Annotated in this window: 16 protein-coding genes and 1 other RNA gene; 9 read left to right on the plus strand and 8 right to left on the minus strand. The window is 66.0% G+C overall.

Annotated features, from left to right (window positions below; translation table 11 throughout):
* Window positions 1–41: 41 nt before the first annotated feature.
* Window positions 42–1,517, minus strand: a complete 1,476-nt coding sequence (dnaG, locus tag AArcCO_RS15685; protein ID WP_259534423.1) for a DNA primase DnaG — start codon at window positions 1,515–1,517, stop codon at window positions 42–44.
* Between the two features lie 264 nt (window positions 1,518–1,781).
* Here dnaG and AArcCO_RS15690 point away from each other — a divergent pair, with 264 nt between their 5' ends.
* Window positions 1,782–2,012, plus strand: coding sequence for a DUF3311 domain-containing protein (locus AArcCO_RS15690; RefSeq protein WP_259534424.1), 231 nt, complete (start codon window positions 1,782–1,784; stop codon window positions 2,010–2,012).
* Window positions 2,012–3,508, plus strand: a complete 1,497-nt coding sequence (locus AArcCO_RS15695) for a sodium:solute symporter family protein (RefSeq protein ID WP_259536477.1) — start codon at window positions 2,012–2,014, stop codon at window positions 3,506–3,508. The genes AArcCO_RS15690 and AArcCO_RS15695 overlap by 1 nt, the downstream gene beginning before the upstream one ends.
* A gap of 10 nt (window positions 3,509–3,518) precedes the next feature.
* Here AArcCO_RS15695 and rnpB read toward each other — a convergent pair.
* An RNA gene (rnpB, locus tag AArcCO_RS15700) (RNase P RNA component) lies at window positions 3,519–3,951 on the minus strand.
* Window positions 3,952–4,080: 129 nt separating this feature from the next.
* Between rnpB and AArcCO_RS15705 the strand changes: the two genes are divergently transcribed.
* On the plus strand, window positions 4,081–4,689 hold the full coding sequence (locus AArcCO_RS15705; protein ID WP_259534425.1) for a TIGR00296 family protein: 609 nt from the start codon (window positions 4,081–4,083) through the stop codon (window positions 4,687–4,689).
* Between the two features lie 27 nt (window positions 4,690–4,716).
* On the opposite strand, the gene AArcCO_RS15710 is transcribed toward AArcCO_RS15705, so the two are convergent.
* Genes AArcCO_RS15710 through AArcCO_RS15725 form a run of 4 tightly spaced genes read right to left on the minus strand, consistent with a single transcriptional unit; the run spans window position 4,717 to window position 7,315 of the window.
* Window positions 4,717–4,983 (minus strand): hypothetical protein, encoded by a 267-nt coding sequence (locus tag AArcCO_RS15710; RefSeq protein WP_259534426.1) that lies wholly within the window; start codon window positions 4,981–4,983, stop codon window positions 4,717–4,719.
* Window positions 4,973–6,199, minus strand: coding sequence for a PASTA domain-containing protein (locus AArcCO_RS15715; RefSeq protein WP_259534427.1), 1,227 nt, complete (start codon window positions 6,197–6,199; stop codon window positions 4,973–4,975). Before AArcCO_RS15715 ends, AArcCO_RS15710 begins: the two co-directional genes overlap by 11 nt.
* A gap of 39 nt (window positions 6,200–6,238) precedes the next feature.
* A complete protein-coding gene (locus AArcCO_RS15720; protein WP_259534428.1) occupies window positions 6,239–6,658 on the minus strand; it encodes a hypothetical protein in 420 nt (139 codons plus the stop codon).
* A 9-nt stretch (window positions 6,659–6,667) separates the two neighbouring features.
* The gene (locus AArcCO_RS15725) at window positions 6,668–7,315 is read right to left on the minus strand and encodes a hypothetical protein (protein WP_259534429.1); all 648 of its coding nucleotides are present in this window, start codon (window positions 7,313–7,315) and stop codon (window positions 6,668–6,670) included.
* Window positions 7,316–7,761: 446 nt separating this feature from the next.
* On the opposite strand from AArcCO_RS15725, the gene AArcCO_RS15730 reads away from it, so the two are divergent.
* From AArcCO_RS15730 to AArcCO_RS15740, 3 genes are all read left to right on the plus strand, one after another.
* Window positions 7,762–9,459: an ammonium transporter gene (locus tag AArcCO_RS15730; RefSeq protein ID WP_345780869.1), complete on the plus strand. Its 1,698-nt coding sequence runs from the start codon at window positions 7,762–7,764 to the stop codon at window positions 9,457–9,459.
* A gap of 43 nt (window positions 9,460–9,502) precedes the next feature.
* The gene (locus AArcCO_RS15735) at window positions 9,503–9,802 is read left to right on the plus strand and encodes a DUF7130 family rubredoxin-like protein (RefSeq protein WP_259534430.1); all 300 of its coding nucleotides are present in this window, start codon (window positions 9,503–9,505) and stop codon (window positions 9,800–9,802) included.
* Window positions 9,803–9,872: 70 nt separating this feature from the next.
* The gene (locus AArcCO_RS15740) at window positions 9,873–10,811 is read left to right on the plus strand and encodes a ketopantoate reductase family protein (protein ID WP_259534431.1); all 939 of its coding nucleotides are present in this window, start codon (window positions 9,873–9,875) and stop codon (window positions 10,809–10,811) included.
* Between the two features lie 24 nt (window positions 10,812–10,835).
* Here the strand turns inward: AArcCO_RS15740 and AArcCO_RS15745 are convergent, their stop codons facing one another.
* A complete protein-coding gene (locus AArcCO_RS15745; RefSeq protein WP_259534432.1) occupies window positions 10,836–12,467 on the minus strand; it encodes a sulfatase in 1,632 nt (543 codons plus the stop codon).
* Between the two features lie 82 nt (window positions 12,468–12,549).
* Entirely contained in the window at window positions 12,550–12,708 is a 159-nt protein-coding gene (locus AArcCO_RS15750) for a DUF7556 family protein (RefSeq protein WP_193588482.1), read from the minus strand.
* Between the two features lie 201 nt (window positions 12,709–12,909).
* Between AArcCO_RS15750 and AArcCO_RS15755 the strand changes: the two genes are divergently transcribed.
* From AArcCO_RS15755 to AArcCO_RS15765, 3 genes are read left to right on the plus strand one after another with little or no spacing between them, the layout of a single operon-like run.
* Complete coding sequence (locus AArcCO_RS15755; protein ID WP_259534433.1) at window positions 12,910–13,764, plus strand: CBS domain-containing protein; 855 nt, start codon at window positions 12,910–12,912, stop codon at window positions 13,762–13,764.
* A complete protein-coding gene (gene glyS, locus AArcCO_RS15760) occupies window positions 13,761–15,548 on the plus strand; it encodes a glycine--tRNA ligase (RefSeq protein WP_259534434.1) in 1,788 nt (595 codons plus the stop codon). Before AArcCO_RS15755 ends, glyS begins: the two co-directional genes overlap by 4 nt.
* 6 nt (window positions 15,549–15,554) lie before the next feature.
* The gene (locus AArcCO_RS15765; RefSeq protein WP_259534435.1) at window positions 15,555–16,169 is read left to right on the plus strand and encodes a dolichol kinase; all 615 of its coding nucleotides are present in this window, start codon (window positions 15,555–15,557) and stop codon (window positions 16,167–16,169) included.
* The last annotated feature ends 5 nt before the right edge of the window (window positions 16,170–16,174 follow it).

Here is a 16,174-nt window from a genome sequence, read left to right on the forward strand (position 1 = left end):
CGCCGTCTGGATGGCATATACGTTACGAAACGGAAAAGGGACTATGCTTCGACGAGCAGTTGATCCGCGGTCAACACCCGCGTCCCGATCGGCTTTTTGACGTACTCGCCGGCAGACCGGGCCACGAGCTGGTCGACGCCACGCTGGGCCGCCACGTCGAGGAGACGCTGGGTCGCCTCCCCGTCGAGGACCACCGCGTGTGGCGCCGCCTCCCGACGCTCGACGACGTCGAACGCCTCCTCGGCGTCGATTTCCTCGAGGAGTTCGAACTCCGCATCGAGCAGTCGGGCGAGTCCCGTCGATTCCGTGATGACCTCCTCGACGTGACTCCGGAGGGTTCGAGGCTCCTCTGTGGACGCGTCCGCGTCGGGCTCGCCGGGTGCATCTTCGGTGGGGTCGGGCTCCCCGCGGTCTCTCGGTTCCTCGTCACCACCGGGACCGTCACCTGTGTCGACACCGTCGGCGTCGGATTGCGCTACCTCCGGTTCCGCCAGCTCGGACCCCTCGCTCGGTTCGACGTCGACAGTGGATTCGACGTCGCGATCGTTGGTTTCGCCCGTCTCCGCCTGCTGGTCGTCCGTCGCAGTCTCCTCCGATTCGTCTTCGGTATCTCCGTCGTCGATCCGATCAGGGGTCGCCGGGTCAGTCGGAACCCGCGACCCCGACAGAGGGTCCGTACCGTCACCCTGTAGCGAGAGCCGGGCGTTCGGTTCGTCGGCGATCTGGGCGTACGGCACCTTCGCCCGGAGCGCGTCCATGACCTCCGTCCGGTCGAGCTCCTCGACGGAGCGGCCCGCCGGCGCGAACGTCACGTAATCGACGTTGCCGACCTGGGCGAGCTCCTGGAGGATGAGCTCGCCGCCGCGGTCGCCGTCCAGAAACGCCGTCACCGTCCGTTCTTCGGTGAGGTCGGCGATCGCGTCCGGAACGTTTGTCCCCTCGACCGCGACGGCGTTTTTGATGCCACACTGGAGCAGCCGCCCGACGTCGGCCCGCCCCTCGACGACGATGACGGCGTCGGAGTCGTAGACGCGAGGACCGGCAGGGAGCCCATCGTACTCGTCGATGTCGTCGATCCGAGCGGACTCGCGGACCTCGGTGAGGATCTCCTCGCTGGAGATGATCGACTCGTCGAACCCCTCCGCGAGCAGCTCCTTGGCCCGGTCGACGACCGCCCGGCGCTTTGCCGCGCGGACGTCCTCGATGTCCGCCACTTCGATGTGAGCGTGGCACGGTCCCACACGGGTGATCGTCTCGAGCGAGGCCGCCAGGATCGCCGTCTCCGCCTTGTTCAGGCTGGAGGCGATCGTCACCTCGCCGAACGACTGTCCGTTCTCCGATTCGATCTGTACGTCGATGCGACCGACCTTCGAGGCCTGCTGGAGCTCCCGGAGGTCCAGCTCCTCGCCGAGTAGCCCCTCGGTCTGTCCGAAAACCGCGCCGACCACGTCCGAGCGTTCGACGACGCCGTCGGCGGCGATGGTCGCGTGAATGAGATATTTTGCTGTGTCGTTCATGGATGTGTCCCCCTCGACGCGCGAGGCGGTGTGAATGTGGGTGAGATGATGGTTGTGTGGCTGTCGCGGCGTGAATTCCCACGACACACCCGACCAGATCGGCCGGGCCACACGATTGCAGTGTCACCGGAGCTATCATACGAACGGTCGCCGCATATACCTGTCGTCGCGGTCTCAGCGCTGATATTTCGCCGGTCGAACCGGGCGACGGCTGAAGGGAAACGGACAACTACCTGGGCGGCCACGGGTTCTAACAACTGACCGATGCCCCGAACCGAAACCGTCCTGTGGGCCCTCGCGTTCCTGCTGCTCGTCGTCTTTTCGGTGCCGTGGTTCCTGTGGGGCAACGCGACCGTCGTCGCGGGACTGCCGATCTGGCTGTGGTGGCACATCGGCTGGATGATGCTTGCGGCGATCGTCTTTTACGCGTTCACCAGGCGTGCGTGGGATCGCGAGATGGGAATCGATCCGGACTCGAACGGTGAGACGCCGTGATCGGCGGGGGACTGCAGTTCGCGATCGTCGTCGGCTACCTGTTCGTAGCGCTCGGGATCGGCCTGCTCGCCTACTGGGTCTCGGAGGCGACCGCCGAGGACTACTTCCTCGCCTCGCGGTCGCTTGGAACGCTGGTGTTGCTTTTTACCACGTTCGCGACGCTGCTTTCGGCGTTTACCTTCTTCGGCGGCCCGAACCTCGCGTACGCGGCCGGGCCGGAGTGGATCCTCGTGATGGGCGTGATGGACGGCGTCATCTTCGCGATCCTGTGGTATCTCGTCGGCTACAAACAGTGGCTCGTCGGGCAACGCCACGACTACGTCACGCTGGGGGAGATGCTCGGGGACCGGTTCGGCTCCCGGCGCCTGCGAGCGACCGTCGCCGGCGTCAGCCTCTTCTGGCTGTTCCCGTACGTGATGCTCCAGCAGATGGGGGCCGGCGAGGCGCTTGTGGGGCTCACTGACGGCGCAGTACCGTACTGGGGTGGGGCGGCGCTGATCACCGCGTTTATGATCCTGTACGTGATCCTGGCGGGACTCCGCGGCGTCGCCTGGACCGACACGCTCCAGGGGCTGTTCATGCTGTCGATGGTGTGGATCGCCGTGCTGTGGGTGCTGTCTGCGGCCGGCGGCCTGGGGGCGGCGACCGACGCCGTCGCCGCCTCCCATCCGGAGTTCCTCGCGCTGGGCGGGGGGGTGTACACTCCACAGTTTATCATCTCGACGGCAGTGACGATCGCGTTCGGCGTCACCATGTTTCCCCAGATCAACCAGCGGTTCTTCGTCGCCGAGAGCGACCGCGTCCTCAAGCGGTCGTTCACGCTGTGGCCGGTGCTCGTGCTCCTGTTGTTCGTTCCGGCGTTCATGCTGGGCACGTGGGCGGCCGGACTGGGCGTTGCGGTCCCCGAGGGGGCGAACGTGGTCCCGGTCGTCCTCAACGAGTTCACCCCGGAGTGGTTCGCGGCACTCGTGATCGCGGGCGCGATCGCGGCGATGATGTCCTCTTCCGACTCGATGCTGCTGTCCGGGTCGTCGTACTTCACGCGGGACGTGTACCGGCCGCTGGTGGACCACGAGGTGAGCGAGCGACGGGAGGCGTGGCTCGGCCGGATCGGCGTTGCCGTCTTCGCGACCGCGGCGTTCTTCGCTAGCCTCACGCGGCCGGGAACCCTCATCGAAGTTGGCGACACCGCTTTCTCCGGGTTCGCGCTCCTGACGCTCCCGGTGCTCGCGGCGCTGTATTGGGACCGGACGACCGGTGCCGGAATGATCGCGGGGATCCTCGTGCCGCAGACCGTCTACGTCACGCACGTCCTCGTCCCGGCCCGGACGGTCACACTACTCGGGAGCGAGATACCGCTGTTCGCCCGGACGTACGGTGGCTGGGACGTCGCGCTCGGGTTGATGGTGCTGGGGCTGGCGATCACGGTTGCGGTGTCGCTTTCGACGGCACCGAATCCGGCGGCTGAGCCGTCCCGTTTCGACGTTCGTGGTTGAAATGAAAAGCGGCTGAGGGGAGTAAGCCCCCTTCTGTTCGTCCCGACATTCGGCTGAGCGCCCGCGCCGTGGCCGGACTACCTGTCCGGCGGCGAGGCCGCCGGGTGGTGCGGGCTTGCACCGGCGAGGATTCGCCGTTCCATCCGTTCCCGATCGTCGGCTCGCGGGTAACCCCGCTCGCATCGGAGCACGTGAGGCCCCGCAGCCCTCGGTGGGTTAACTCCCTTCCCTCGCGGGTCGGTTCGCCCGTCCACGGCGGACCGCGGACGCCGTCGACCGCGTTCGCGGTCGACGCACCTCATCGGTCGGATCGGGGGGTGTCGTTTCTGTTCCAGAGCCAGCCGTCTCCGACTCCGGGCTTGCGCCCGGTCGCCCGTCCGGCCGGTGGGGGGACTTTCCTCATGGCCGGCGTCGCCGGCCACGGGGGTCGGGCTCCCTCTGCCAGGGGAACGTACGTCCCACATGCGATTAAGAGTTCGGTTACCAACCGTCTAACCGACAGTAGGGACCCTCTATCTCAACCGTCTATAATGAAGGGAAAGTTGAAGTCGTGTCCGATCATGTGAATGGGTATGTCAGAGGCGCAGGCCGTTCGGCTATCCTACGAGGACGGGGCCCGGGCGGTCGAACTGGCGCGTGAAGCCGTCGAATCGTTCGTTCTTCACGGCCAACGGGAACAACCGGGGAGCATGCGCGAGGCGTTCTACCAGCGTACCGGTGCGTTCGTCAGGCTGGAGTCCACCAGGGGACGCGGCCGCCTCCGCGGCTGTGCCGGCGCGTACAAAACCGGCGACCAGCTCGGTCACGCAATCGTCGAGGCGGCGATCAAGGCGGCTTCGGGTGACTCCGCCGGCTCCGAGGTCGGCTCGAAGGAGCTCGACAACCTTCGCGTGTCGGTGTGTGTCGTCTGCACGACTGTGCTTACGGACGACCCCCTCGCCGACATCGAACTGGGTTCCCACGGGGCAGCCATCGATCGGGGCGAAAACCACGGCTGGCTGTTCCCGACGCTGCCAGTGAAACACGGCTGGAGCGCCGAGGAGTATCTCGACCGCGTCGCCCGGAAGGCCGGACTCCCGCCGAAGGCGTGGCAACACGACGACGCGATGGTGACGCTCTTCGAAGGGCAGGTGTTCCGCGAGCGGGACGACGGCGCCAGCGTCGAAGAACTCTCTCTGTAGGCTACTCCCACTTCATCCCCGCGAGTATCAGTCCCGTCTGGGCCGACGCTTGCGGATCGGTTCGATGGGCGACACACTGACTTCACCGACGTGCAAAACGGCGGGACGTTCACGGAACGCGGTGAGGTCCCGGGACGACCGGACGACCATACCGTTGCCGGCGGTCAGGAGAACGGCTCCCTCCTCGCCGACGATCGCCGTGATCGTCCCTCGGATGTCGTCCGGAGAACTCGCGGGATCGAAGGCGACCACGTACGTCCGTTCCGTTCCGTCGTCCGGGTACTCAACGTCCATCGTCTCCACGTCCGTCGTCTTCACGCCCATCCTCGTTTACGGCGTCGAGTTCGTCGAACCAGCGCCGAACGCGACCATCCCCCGCATCCGTGATCGCAGCGACGCGTGTCGGTTCGAGCCGGACGAGCTCCCGAACGGTTTCGATTCCCTCCCGCTGGAGGCGCTCGGCGTAGGTCGGACCGATACCCGGGACGGTCCGAACCGGTTCCCCGCGTTCGCCGAGTTCTCCTTCCCGCTCTTCCGATTCCCGCTCTTCCGCCTCTCGCTCCTCCCGCTCTTCCGCCTCTCGCTCCTCCCGCTCTTCCGCCTCTCGCTCCTCCACAGATTCTGCGAGGACGAGATCGACGACAGTGCCGCGGTCTGTGTCGTCCGTGGGCGGCGGGTCCTGCTCGACCACGGTCCCGACAGGGGCGTCGGCGGGGGTCCGTTCGATTTCCCCGACCGACAGCCCAGCCTCCGCAAGCGCGGTTCTCGCTTCCGGCAGTCGTAGACCGAGACAGGAAGGAACGTCGACAGTCGTCGCCTCGGTAACGACCACGTCGACGTCTGCCCCTGGTTCCGCGAGGTCGCCCGGCTTCGGGAACTGATCGACGACCAGCCCGCCCGGATCGCCCGGCTCCGAATCGACCCGACCGACGGACAGATCAACCTCCGCGAGGAGCTGCCGGGCAGCCTCGTTCGACCGCCCGACGACGCGGGGGACGCGGACCAGATCGAGATCCCGTTGTGGCGGGGTCGGCCGAACCCCGAACCGGATCGTGCTCAGCGAGTCGGCGCTGTACTCCTCCGCGAGCCGCGGCAGGTGTAGCGCCATCCCGTCGTCCCGCTGGACGAGGCTGGCCTTGAGATCCACCTCCAGGTTCGAAATCGCATAGCCCGCCCGTTCCAGCTCCTCGAAGTCGCCGATCGAGTTGGCGAACGCCGTAACGACCCTGTCGGGTTCGACCGTGGGAACGTCCGACGTCAACTCCTCGATCCGCTCGCGGAGTCGGTCCCGTTCGGTCGCGGTCTCGTGACGGAGCTTCTCGAGACGGTCGACTTTCGTCGACAGCATGTCCCGTTCGATTTCGACGTCGACCAGACGGTCCTGGATCGACTCCACGAGGCGATGCTGGTTCCGGACTGCACCGGCCAGTTCGTACTGTTCGCGCGTGTCCAGCTTCCCGACGTCGACCGAGGGATACCGCTCCCGGATGAGCGTTTCGAGGTCGGTCATGCGTCGTTCCTGTCGCTCCCGTTCATGATCGCCACGACCTCACCGTTCGTCCGTCGGCGGCACCGGAGCGATCCGGAACCGGACCCGACTCGTGGCGTTCACGTCGTAGCCGTATCGCGAGGTGAGGTGTGGCCCGTACGGCGCCGCCGCGAGGAACTCCCGGTAACCGCGCTTGCGATCGGCCTCCTGGTCCTCGCCGGTCTCGCCCCTTTCGACGCGTCGACGTCGGTGTCGGTCTCGAAGCTCCCGGCCGTGTATCGAAAGCGCGACCGTAACGTCCGCCTCGACCTCCGTGAACCGGAACCACGGTGGATCGACCGCCCCCTCCAGCCCCTCGGCCTCCTCGATAGCTCTCGTGGCCTCGATCGAGTGATCGTCGAGCGCGAGTTGTCCGTCCGCAACCGCCCTGGAGACGCCTTCCACGACCTCCCCCAGCGGTCTAGAGAGCCACTGATCCATGGATCGAGATCACTCCGACGCCGACTGCCGAACGATCGTCGGAACGGCCCGATCCGGCGCTTCCTTGGGAACGAGCCGGGTCTTGAGTCGGCATGAAGCGCTCGCGTCGAGGCCGTACACCTTGCTGTGGTACTCGCTGTGGCGTTTGACCGCGATCTCCGTCTCGCGCTCCCCCGAGGCGCTCTGGGTGCTTCCACCCGCCCGTCCGCCGATCTTGAAGATCCCCAGATCCAGTGCGGCGCCGCCACCCCCGCCGAACTTCTTTTCAGACTCCTCGTAACTCGACCGCATCGACTGTTCGTACGTCGACGTCCGGTCGACCTCCCGGGTGTGGTCGTACCACCGAACCCAGAACCGCATATCGATCTCCGTCTCCGAGAACTCGTAAAACGTCGGCGTGATCCCATACGCGAGCAGGGAGAGCTCGGTGTCGTTCGTCACCGTCTCGAAATCGACGACGTTGCCGTCCTGGTCCAGCTCCTCGATGATGCTCAACACCACCGAACCCGCGTCGAGTTTCATGTCCGCGAGCGTCTGGGCGGTCCGCACCGAGTTGAGGTCCAGCGCCATCTGCCCTTGCGCGATCGCCAGCGCCGACTTCCGCACGAGCTCGGGGAACGGGATCTCTTCGAACGTCTCCGCACCTGGGTTCGACATGATAACAATCCACAAGCAGCCAGAGATGTTATATCTTATTGATTAAAATGTTATATTTCACCAGTGTTTGTAAATTAGCGCTTGAATACCGGTTTTTAGGGGGTTACTGTTCGACACCAACTATTAATTTACTGTTATAAGAGCAGGCGAGGGCGAGATGCGCGCGAGCGATTCCCCCGAAATCAGCCGAGAAGCACTCGACGTACGTCCAATTTTAATGCAACAATTGCCAAATGCTGCCGCGGAATATTTCCTTATACATATTGGATATGTCCTTATATATGACGTTCGTAGTATTATTACGGTGAAAAGTTCCGTTCGTGTACCGAGCGTTTATATACATCCGATTCCGGACGGGAAACCGTGATTCGGACGATGATCGAACAACTATTCGAGAATAGCATGGACAAACACACTGAATATTTGGTTATAAGTGAGGGATACTCGTGACCGTCGACCCCACGGTGCTGGCCGACGGAGTCAATCTGCTGTGGGTCGCGCTCGCCTGCTTTTTGATCTTCTTCATGCACGCCGGGTTCGCCATGCTGGAATCCGGTCAGGTGCGCGCGAAGAACGTGGCCAACCAGCTCACGAAGAACCTGCTCACCTGGAGCGTCGGCATCGTCGCCTACTTCTTCGTGGGGTTCGGGATCGAAGCGATCGCCGGCGGACTCACCGGCGGGGGGTCCTACAGTGCCGGCGACCTCACGGCCGTGATGACCGCAGCCGACGGCGCGTGGATCAACGAGTGGCTGTTCGGGGCAGTTTTCGCGATGACCGCTGCCACGATCGTCTCCGGGGCCGTCGCCGGGCGCGCCAGGCTTCGGGCGTACGTCGGGTACACGCTGCTTCTGGCGGCGATTATCTACCCGGTCGTGGTCGGCTTCACCTGGGCGGGCGGGTTCCTCGACGCGCTCGGCTTTCACGATTTCGCCGGCGGCATGATCGTCCACGGGATGGGGGGCATCGCCGGGCTCACCGCCGCGTACGTGATCGGCCCGCGTCTGGACCGCTACGCCGAGGACGGCTCGACGAACGTGGTTCCGGGCCACTCGATGACGTTTGCGGTGCTGGGAACGCTGATCCTGGCGTTCGGCTGGTACGGCTTCAACGTCGGCACCACCGCCACCGTGTTCGCAGTCGAGGGAGGCGAACTCGTCCTCGACGGCTACGCGGTGGTGGGACGGGTCGCGCTCGCGACGACCGTCGGGATGGCGATGGGCGCCATCGGCGCGTCCATCGCGGCGCTGTACCTCACCGGGAAAGTCGACACCCTGTACGTCGCGAACGGCCTGCTCGCGGGGCTGGTGGCCGTCACCGGCATCGCAGACGTCGTCACCTGGTGGGGCGCGATGCTCGTGGCGCTGCTTGCGGGCCTCCAGCTGCCGTTCGTCTTCGAGTTCGTCACCGACCGGATGAAAATCGACGACGTCTGTGCGGTGTTTCCGGTCCACGGCTCTGCAGGCGCACTCGGCGTGCTCGCGTTACCGTTCGTTCACGTCGGCGGCTTTTCGACGAGCCTGCTGGTCTCGCAGGTCGTCGGCGTCGCCGTGATCGCGGGCTGGACCGTCGGCGCGACCGCGGCTGTCTTCGGCGCGTTCAGGGCGGTCGGACAGGCACGGGTGTCGCCGGCACACGAACGCGAGGGCCTCGACGTCTCCGAACACGGCGTCGACACATACCCGGAGTTCGGCAAACCCGATCTCGCTGCCGACGGTGGTCGGGCGGTGCGGGCTCGCTCCACCGACGCCACGGAAGTCAGAACCGACGGGGGGACCGCTACGGACGAAAGCTCCGACGACGGCATCAAGCTCGTGATGGCGATCGTTCGGCCGGCCAAACTTGCGGACGTAAAGCACGCGCTCGCGGAGGCCGGTGCCCCCTCGCTTACGGTGACTCGGGTCTCGGGTCGGGGATCGCAGCCGGCGAAGACGGGTCAGTGGCGCGGCGAAGAGTACACCGTCGACCTCCACGAGAAGGTCAAAATCGAGTGTGTCGTCGCGGACGCCCCCGTCGACGACGTCGTGACCGCGATCCACGAAGCCGCCTCGACCGGAGAACCCGGGGATGGAAAGGTGTTCGTGCTCCCCGTCGACGGTGCCGTCCAGATCCGAACCGGCGAGGAGGGGCCAACAGCTGTCTGAGGTTGCACCACGTTTTAACCCGGTTCGGAACAGAGTTGTTACCATGTCACAGGATACCGAAGACCGGCTCGCGAACGTCGAGATCGGCGAGGAAATATACGACGGCGACGGAAACGGACTCGGAACCGTCCGTGGACTGGACGACGCCGGCTTTTACGTGCTCGCACGCGAGGAGACCGGAACGGTCCCACTGTCGGAGGCACGGGACATCTTCGGGAAGGCGTACGTGATGTGGCGCTGCTGGGAGTGCGGCGAGATGGGGAAGATCGAAGGTGACCTTCCCGACTCGTGTCCGTCGTGTGAGGCGCCGAAAGAGGAACTGTACTACTGGGCGGAGGACTAAGCCGATCGGGGGATCATCGGGGGACGATCGGACGCGATCGTTTTTTGCCGTCGGGCGAAGCAGCACCGGTATGGAGATCCTCGTGTTCGGCGCCGGCAGCCTCGGAAGCCTCGTGGGAGGCCTCCTCGCCCGGGCCCACGACGTCACGCTGGTGGGGCGGGACCCACACGTCGCCGCGGTCCGCGAGGAGGGACTGTCGATCACCGGCGCCGTCGACGCCCACACGACCCCGGACGCGACGACCGACGGAACCGAGCTGCGTGCCGATCTCGCGGTCGTCACCGTGAAGGCGTACGACACCGAGACCGCGGCCGACGCGCTCGCGACGGGTTCCTACGGTGCGGTTTGCTCGCTCCAGAACGGCCTCACCGAGGAGGTTCTCGCGTCTCGCCTGGCCGGAGAGAACATCGACGCCGGCGAAGGACGCGAGGGCACGCCGCCGACGATCCTCTCGGGGACGGCGACGTACGGTGCGCGCCTCCGGGAACCAGGCCACGTGGAGTGTACCGGCGAAGGGACGATCGCGATCGGCGCCTACGGCGGCGGTGCGGATCCGTGGGCAGACCGGGCCGGCGAGGCGTTCGACGCCGCCGGCATCGAGGTCGAGATCGCGACCGACATGCCGCATCGCCGGTGGAAAAAGCTCGCGATCAATGCCGGGATCAACGCGCCCACCGCTCTGGCGCGCGTGAGAAACGGGGAACTCGTGGATGGTCCTGCCGGCGATCTCTCCCGCGAGGCCGCCCGGGAGACCGCCCAAGTCGCCCGCACTGATGGCGTATCCCTCTCCGAGAGCGCGGCCGCCGACGCAGTCGAAGCAGTCGCCGACGCCACCGCCGCGAACCACTCCTCGATGCGGCAGGACGTCGATCGGGGCAACCGGACCGAGATCGACGCGATCAACGGCGTCGTCTGTGACCGGGGGGAAGCCCACGGCATCGACGTCCCGATCAACCGGACCCTGACCGGGCTCGTTCGGGCGTGGGAAGCCGAACGCGACCTGCGGTGACTGTCCCCCGTCCAAGCGGTCCGATCACTCGAGATAGCCGAGATCCCGCAGCCGCTCCTGGGCCGTCTCGTCCATCTCCTCGACGCCCGACTCCCCGACACTCGACGGATCGTCGGCGTTCTCGGCCGTCCACCGACCGCCCGCCGCCTCCTCGAACGACGCGAGCGCCGCCTCGACGTCGGCGATCGACTCGGAGTCGGATCCCGCCAGGTTCCGCGTTTCTCCCGGATCCCGGTCGATGCGGTACGCCTCGTCGGGGATCCGGTCGGCCCGGACGTACTTCGCGTCGGTCGACCGCGCGGCGCGCATCCGGGCGTAAAACCGGGAGTTCCGGTCGAGCGTGATCCCGGCGGCGTTCGCCTTGTTCTCGAGTTGGGTGAGTTCGACGACCGGCTGGGCGTACTCGACGAACGCGTAGTCGGCGTCGTCGCCGTCCCGCCGACGCTCGAGCACCGCCGACTGTCCGGGATCGGGCGCGTCGACTCCGTCGAACGCCCGGTACTCCTCCGACAGGAGCGACCGCGTCGGGTCCAGCGGGACACCGTCCCCACTACTGGGAGAGTCTGCCTCGTCGACGCCGGGGGAATCGGCATTTTCCGGGTCGAGCCCCAGCGCGTCCAGAACCGTGTGATACAGATCCAGCAGTTCGACGAGGTCCTCGCGTCGACCTGCCCCCACTTCGGGATGTTTCACTAGCAGTGGCACGTTGATCAGTGGGTCGTACAGCCCGAACTCGTGGCCGTAGAGATCGTGTTCGCCGTGGAGTTCGCCATGATCCGCACAGACGACGACCGCTGTGTCGTCCCACCGATCGGTCTCCCGGAGCCAGTCGAACAGCCGGCCGAGTTCGGCGTCCATGTGAGCGATTTCGGCGTCGTACAGCCCGCGGATCGCCTCCCATTCCTCGTCATCGATCTTCCGTGCGCCGGCGTTGTACTCCTTCGAATTCTGGCACACTGACGTCGAGTCGATGCCGGACGCGAACCGCTCGGCGTACTCCTCGGGGGGGTGGTACGGCAGATGTGCGTCCATCAGATTACAGAAGACGAACCAACCCGGGTCCCCGGCAGACGAGTCGGCCTCCGCGCTCTCGATGAACTCCCGTGCGCGATCGATCGCCCGCGGCGTCTTGGAGTCGGATCCCCCGCCGGACGCCAGGTACTCGTGGATCGTGTTGCCGAACGCGACGAGTCGGTTCGCGACGGATCGGAGCCGGTCGTCGTCGTTGAGTCGCTTCCAGGCACGCGCCAGCGGCCCCGACAGGAAGTCACCCGGCATCGCCTGAAAGAAGTTGTCTCGGTCGTCGAAACCGTCAGTGAGCCGCGTGTACGGTGTGATCCACGCGTTCGAGGAGTAACACGCGGTGTCGTAACCCGCCGCCGATAGCGTCTCCGCGAGCGTTTGTGCCCCCTCGAGGTACGGCGTCTCCTGGTCGGCGCCGTGCTGGTGGGGGTACAGCCCGGTGAAAAGGGAGGCGTGAACCGGAAGCGTCCACGGTGCGGGCGCGACCGCCCCCTCGAACACGGTCGACTCCGCGGCGAACCGCTCCAGGGTCGGCGTCGTTTCGCGGTCGTACCCGTACGGCGTCAGGTGGTCCGCCCGCACCGTATCGAGCACGACGAAGAGCACGTTGTCGACGGCGTCCGCGTCGCTCATAGGGGTACGCCAGCGCCGCCGACCAAAAAGCGTCCGTTCTCGCGTCGGTCGCGAGACCGGGGGACCGAACGGCTACCGCGGCTCAACACCACTCCTCGAGAACCGCCGCGTCCGACTGTCGGACCGAAAGCCACGCCTCCTCCGTGGAGATGTCCGCGATGACGAGCGACGGGCGCGAAGCGCTCTCGTCGACGGAGGCCATCACCTGCGAATCGTCCCGTGGCGTGGGGTCCCGTGTCATGGTTGAAACCAGCATACTCGCGTATTTAAACTCGTCGAAACGACAGGAAGAAACGAGGAAATCCGACACACGATCGTGCTTTGAATTCGAAGAGCGTTTGAGATTTGTTCGATGTTCGGCCCCACAACGAGGGATTTTACGGGGGATCACTCCGAGAAGTCCTTCGCAGTATACAAGAGGTACGACGCAATAGGGAACCGCATGAACATCGAAGACGCCATGACGCCACGCTCGCAGCTCGTCGTCGTCGAGCTGCCGGGGACCCGCGACGACGCACTCGCGTACATCCAGGAGCACGGTTTCTCGTCGGTGCCCGTCGTGAAGCGGGACGGCGACGAGGAGGTGTACCGGGGGATCGTCTCGCGGGACGACCTCATCTCCAAACCCGAGGAGGACCAGCTCGCGCTGTTGATGCGGGAGGTGCCGACGGTGACGCCGACGGACACGCTGGTCGAGGCCGCAAGAGTGATGCTGGAGAAGGGAGCCCGCCGGCTCCCCGTCGTCGAGGCCGACAGCCTCGGGCTGAAGGGGATCGTCACCGTCACCGACGTGATCCGTGCGATCGCCCGCGGCCACGAGAACGGCAACACCCCGTGTGGCGACCTCGCAACCCGGGAGGTCAACGCCGCCTACGTCGGGACGCCGCTGCCGACCATCGAGCGGGAGCTCGGTCTCGCGCGCGTTCCGTATGCAGTCTGTCTCGACGAACACGGGAAGATGGCCGGGATCGTCACCGAGGTCGACATCCTCGAGGTCGCCCGCGTCGTCGAGGGCGAGGAAAGCACCGGCAACAGCTTCGCCGACCAGGACGCCGACTACGCCTGGGAGGGGATCAAGGGAACCGGGAACCGCTATCTCCCGACCCGGAACGTCGAGATCCCGACCGCGCCGGTCTCGGAGTTCATGAGCGAGGAGCTCGTCACCGTGAGCAAGCGCCGGACCGCACGCGAAGCGGCTCAGGAGATGATCACGAACGAGATCGAACAGATCCCGCTCGTCAGCGGCGGCGAACTCGTCGGCATCGTGCGAGACGTCGACCTGCTGGAGGCCCTATGACCGATCGGGAGCTTTCCGAACTCGCAAAACGGCGTGGCTTTTTCTTCGGATCCAACGGCGTCTACGGCGGCACGGCCGGATTTTACACCTTCGGACCGCAGGGCGCAGCGCTCAAGCGGAACCTCGAGGACGCCTGGCGCGACCGGTTTACCCTCCGACAGGGCAACAGCGAGATCGAGGCGCCGACAGTGATGCCCGAGGCCGTCTTCGAGGCGTCGGGGCACCTCGACGGCTTCGACGACATGCTCGTAGAGTGTGCGACCTGCGGGGAGTCCCACCGCGCGGATCACCTGATCGAGGACGCGACCGACATCGAGGAGGCCGAGTCGCTTCCGGTTGCGGAAGTCGAGGAGCTGATCCGCGAACACGACCTCGCGTGTCCGACCTGTGGAGCCGAACTCGCCGGCGAGCCCGTCGAGGAGTTCAACCTGATGTTCGAGACGACGATCGGTCCCGGGTCGGGCCAGTCGGGGTATCTTCGCCCCGAGACCGCTCAGGGGATTTTCGTCGAGTTCCCCCGTCTGAAAGAGTACGCCCGCAACCAGCTTCCGTTCGGCGTCACTCAGATCGGGCCGGCGTACCGCAACGAGATCTCGCCGCGCCGCGGGATCATCCGCGTCCGGGAGTTCACCCAGGCCGAACTCGAGAAGTTCGTCGATCCCGAGCGCGACGACCCCCCGATCGGGGAGGTCGCAGACGTGGAACTGACGCTGTATCCGGTCGACGAACAGCAGGCCGAGGACGGCGACTACATCGACGTGACAGTCGGTGACGCGATCGAGGACGGGACGGTCGAATCCGCCTGGGTCGGCTACTACCTCGGCCTCGCGAAGCGGTGGTTCCGGCGGATCGGCGTCGATCTCGATCGGCTCCGCTTCAGGCAGCATCTCCCCGGCGAACGCGCCCACTACGCGGCCGACTGCTGGGACGCCGAGGCCGAACTCGCCGGCAACTGGATCGAGATCGCCGGCTTCTCCACCCGGTCCGACTACGACCTCCGGAAACACGAGGAGCACTCCGGGGAGGCGTTCACGGTCTTCAGACAGTACGACGAACCGAAGACCGTCGAACGGGCGACCGTCGATCCGGACATGAGCGTGCTCGGTCCCGAGTTCGGCGGTGATGCCGGCGAGGTTGCCACAGCCCTCGAATCGCTTGCCGGGCGCGATCCATCGGCGTTCGACTCCGAGGAAGTCACCGTTGAGGTCGACGGCGAGGAGTACACCGTCGACACCGACGTCGCGAACTTCGAGGTCGAAACGGTGACAGAAGCGGGCGAACACGTACGTCCCCACGTCATCGAACCCTCCTTCGGGGTCGGGCGGATCGTCTACACCGTACTGGAGCACGCCTACCGCGAGGACGCAGTCGACGGCGAATCGCGGACGTATCTGGCGCTCGAACCCGAGCTCGCTCCGACGGACGTGGCCGTCTTTCCCCTGGTGTCGAACGACGATCGGCTGACGTCGCTGTCGGCGGAAGTTTCCGCAGAGCTCAGGGCCGAGGGCCTGTCGGTGACGACCGACGACTCCGGATCGATCGGTCGCCGATACCGCCGTCAGGACGAGATCGGGACGCCGTTTTGCGTGACCGTCGACCGCGACGGGATCGAAGGCGACGGAAAAGAGACGGTCACGCTCCGGGAGCGCGACACCGCCGCACAAGTGCGACTTCCGGTCGACGCCCTCGCGGCGGAGCTGTCGGCGCTGTCGACCGGTGGACGGACGTTCGTCGATCTCGAGAACGCCTACGAGAGCGTCGAAACGGACGTCTCTCGAACTTGATCGACCGTGAGCCTCGAACTCGGGAGGCGTACGGTTCACGCGACCGGTGCCGGGCTGCCGGCGCTGTGGCTGTTGGGCGCGCCATGGTGGATCGTTCAGCTGCTGCTTGCAGTCGCGCTCGCGGTCGCACTCGTCCTCGAGTACCTGCGGCTGGTCGTCGGGCTCGACCACTGGGTGTACCGAAAGCTGACCCGTCCCTACGAGGACGACAGCGTCGCCGGCTACGCGCTGTACATGGTGAGCATGGCTGCGGTGGGGTTCGTCTTCGTCCCGTCGATCGCCGTCCCCGGTATGCTCATGCTCGCGCTGGGGGACCCGTTCTCCGGGATGCTGGGCTCCGGCGAAGTCGGCGGCTGGAAGGCCCCCGACGTGCTGGCGGCGACGTTCGGCTTCTGCTTTTTGTTGGCGGCGCCGTTTACGGTGTCGACCGCGGGCGTCGCCGTCGGAGCGCTCGCGGCGGCGGTCGGGGCGCTGGGTGCGACGGTTGCAGACGGTGCGACACCGGTCGTCGCCGGCTACGTGATCGACGACAACCTCACGATCCCGCCGGCGGCATGTCTCGGAATCGCACTGGTGTATTTCGCGACCGGAATCCCCGTGGAGTTTGCGCTCTCGTTTTGAGGCGA

The sequence above is a fragment of the Halalkaliarchaeum sp. AArc-CO genome (genome assembly GCF_024972735.1).
Lineage (GTDB): Archaea > Halobacteriota > Halobacteria > Halobacteriales > Haloferacaceae > Halalkaliarchaeum.

Excerpts from the sequence above, each read along its gene's own strand:
- dnaG (WP_259534423.1), bottom strand. The coding sequence starts at position 1,517 with ATGAACGACACAGCAAAATATCTCATTCACGCGACCATCGCCGCCGAC.
- AArcCO_RS15690 (WP_259534424.1), top strand. The coding sequence starts at position 1,782 with ATGCCCCGAACCGAAACCGTCCTGTGGGCCCTCGCGTTCCTGCTGCTC.
- AArcCO_RS15705 (WP_259534425.1), top strand. The coding sequence starts at position 4,081 with ATGTCAGAGGCGCAGGCCGTTCGGCTATCCTACGAGGACGGGGCCCGG.
- AArcCO_RS15710 (WP_259534426.1), bottom strand. The coding sequence starts at position 4,983 with ATGGACGTTGAGTACCCGGACGACGGAACGGAACGGACGTACGTGGTC.
- AArcCO_RS15715 (WP_259534427.1), bottom strand. The coding sequence starts at position 6,199 with ATGACCGACCTCGAAACGCTCATCCGGGAGCGGTATCCCTCGGTCGAC.
- AArcCO_RS15720 (WP_259534428.1), bottom strand. The coding sequence starts at position 6,658 with ATGGATCAGTGGCTCTCTAGACCGCTGGGGGAGGTCGTGGAAGGCGTC.
- AArcCO_RS15725 (WP_259534429.1), bottom strand. The coding sequence starts at position 7,315 with ATGTCGAACCCAGGTGCGGAGACGTTCGAAGAGATCCCGTTCCCCGAG.
- AArcCO_RS15735 (WP_259534430.1), top strand. The coding sequence starts at position 9,503 with ATGTCACAGGATACCGAAGACCGGCTCGCGAACGTCGAGATCGGCGAG.
- AArcCO_RS15740 (WP_259534431.1), top strand. The coding sequence starts at position 9,873 with ATGGAGATCCTCGTGTTCGGCGCCGGCAGCCTCGGAAGCCTCGTGGGA.
- AArcCO_RS15745 (WP_259534432.1), bottom strand. The coding sequence starts at position 12,467 with ATGAGCGACGCGGACGCCGTCGACAACGTGCTCTTCGTCGTGCTCGAT.
- AArcCO_RS15750 (WP_193588482.1), bottom strand. The coding sequence starts at position 12,708 with ATGACACGGGACCCCACGCCACGGGACGATTCGCAGGTGATGGCCTCC.
- AArcCO_RS15755 (WP_259534433.1), top strand. The coding sequence starts at position 12,910 with ATGAACATCGAAGACGCCATGACGCCACGCTCGCAGCTCGTCGTCGTC.
- glyS (WP_259534434.1), top strand. The coding sequence starts at position 13,761 with ATGACCGATCGGGAGCTTTCCGAACTCGCAAAACGGCGTGGCTTTTTC.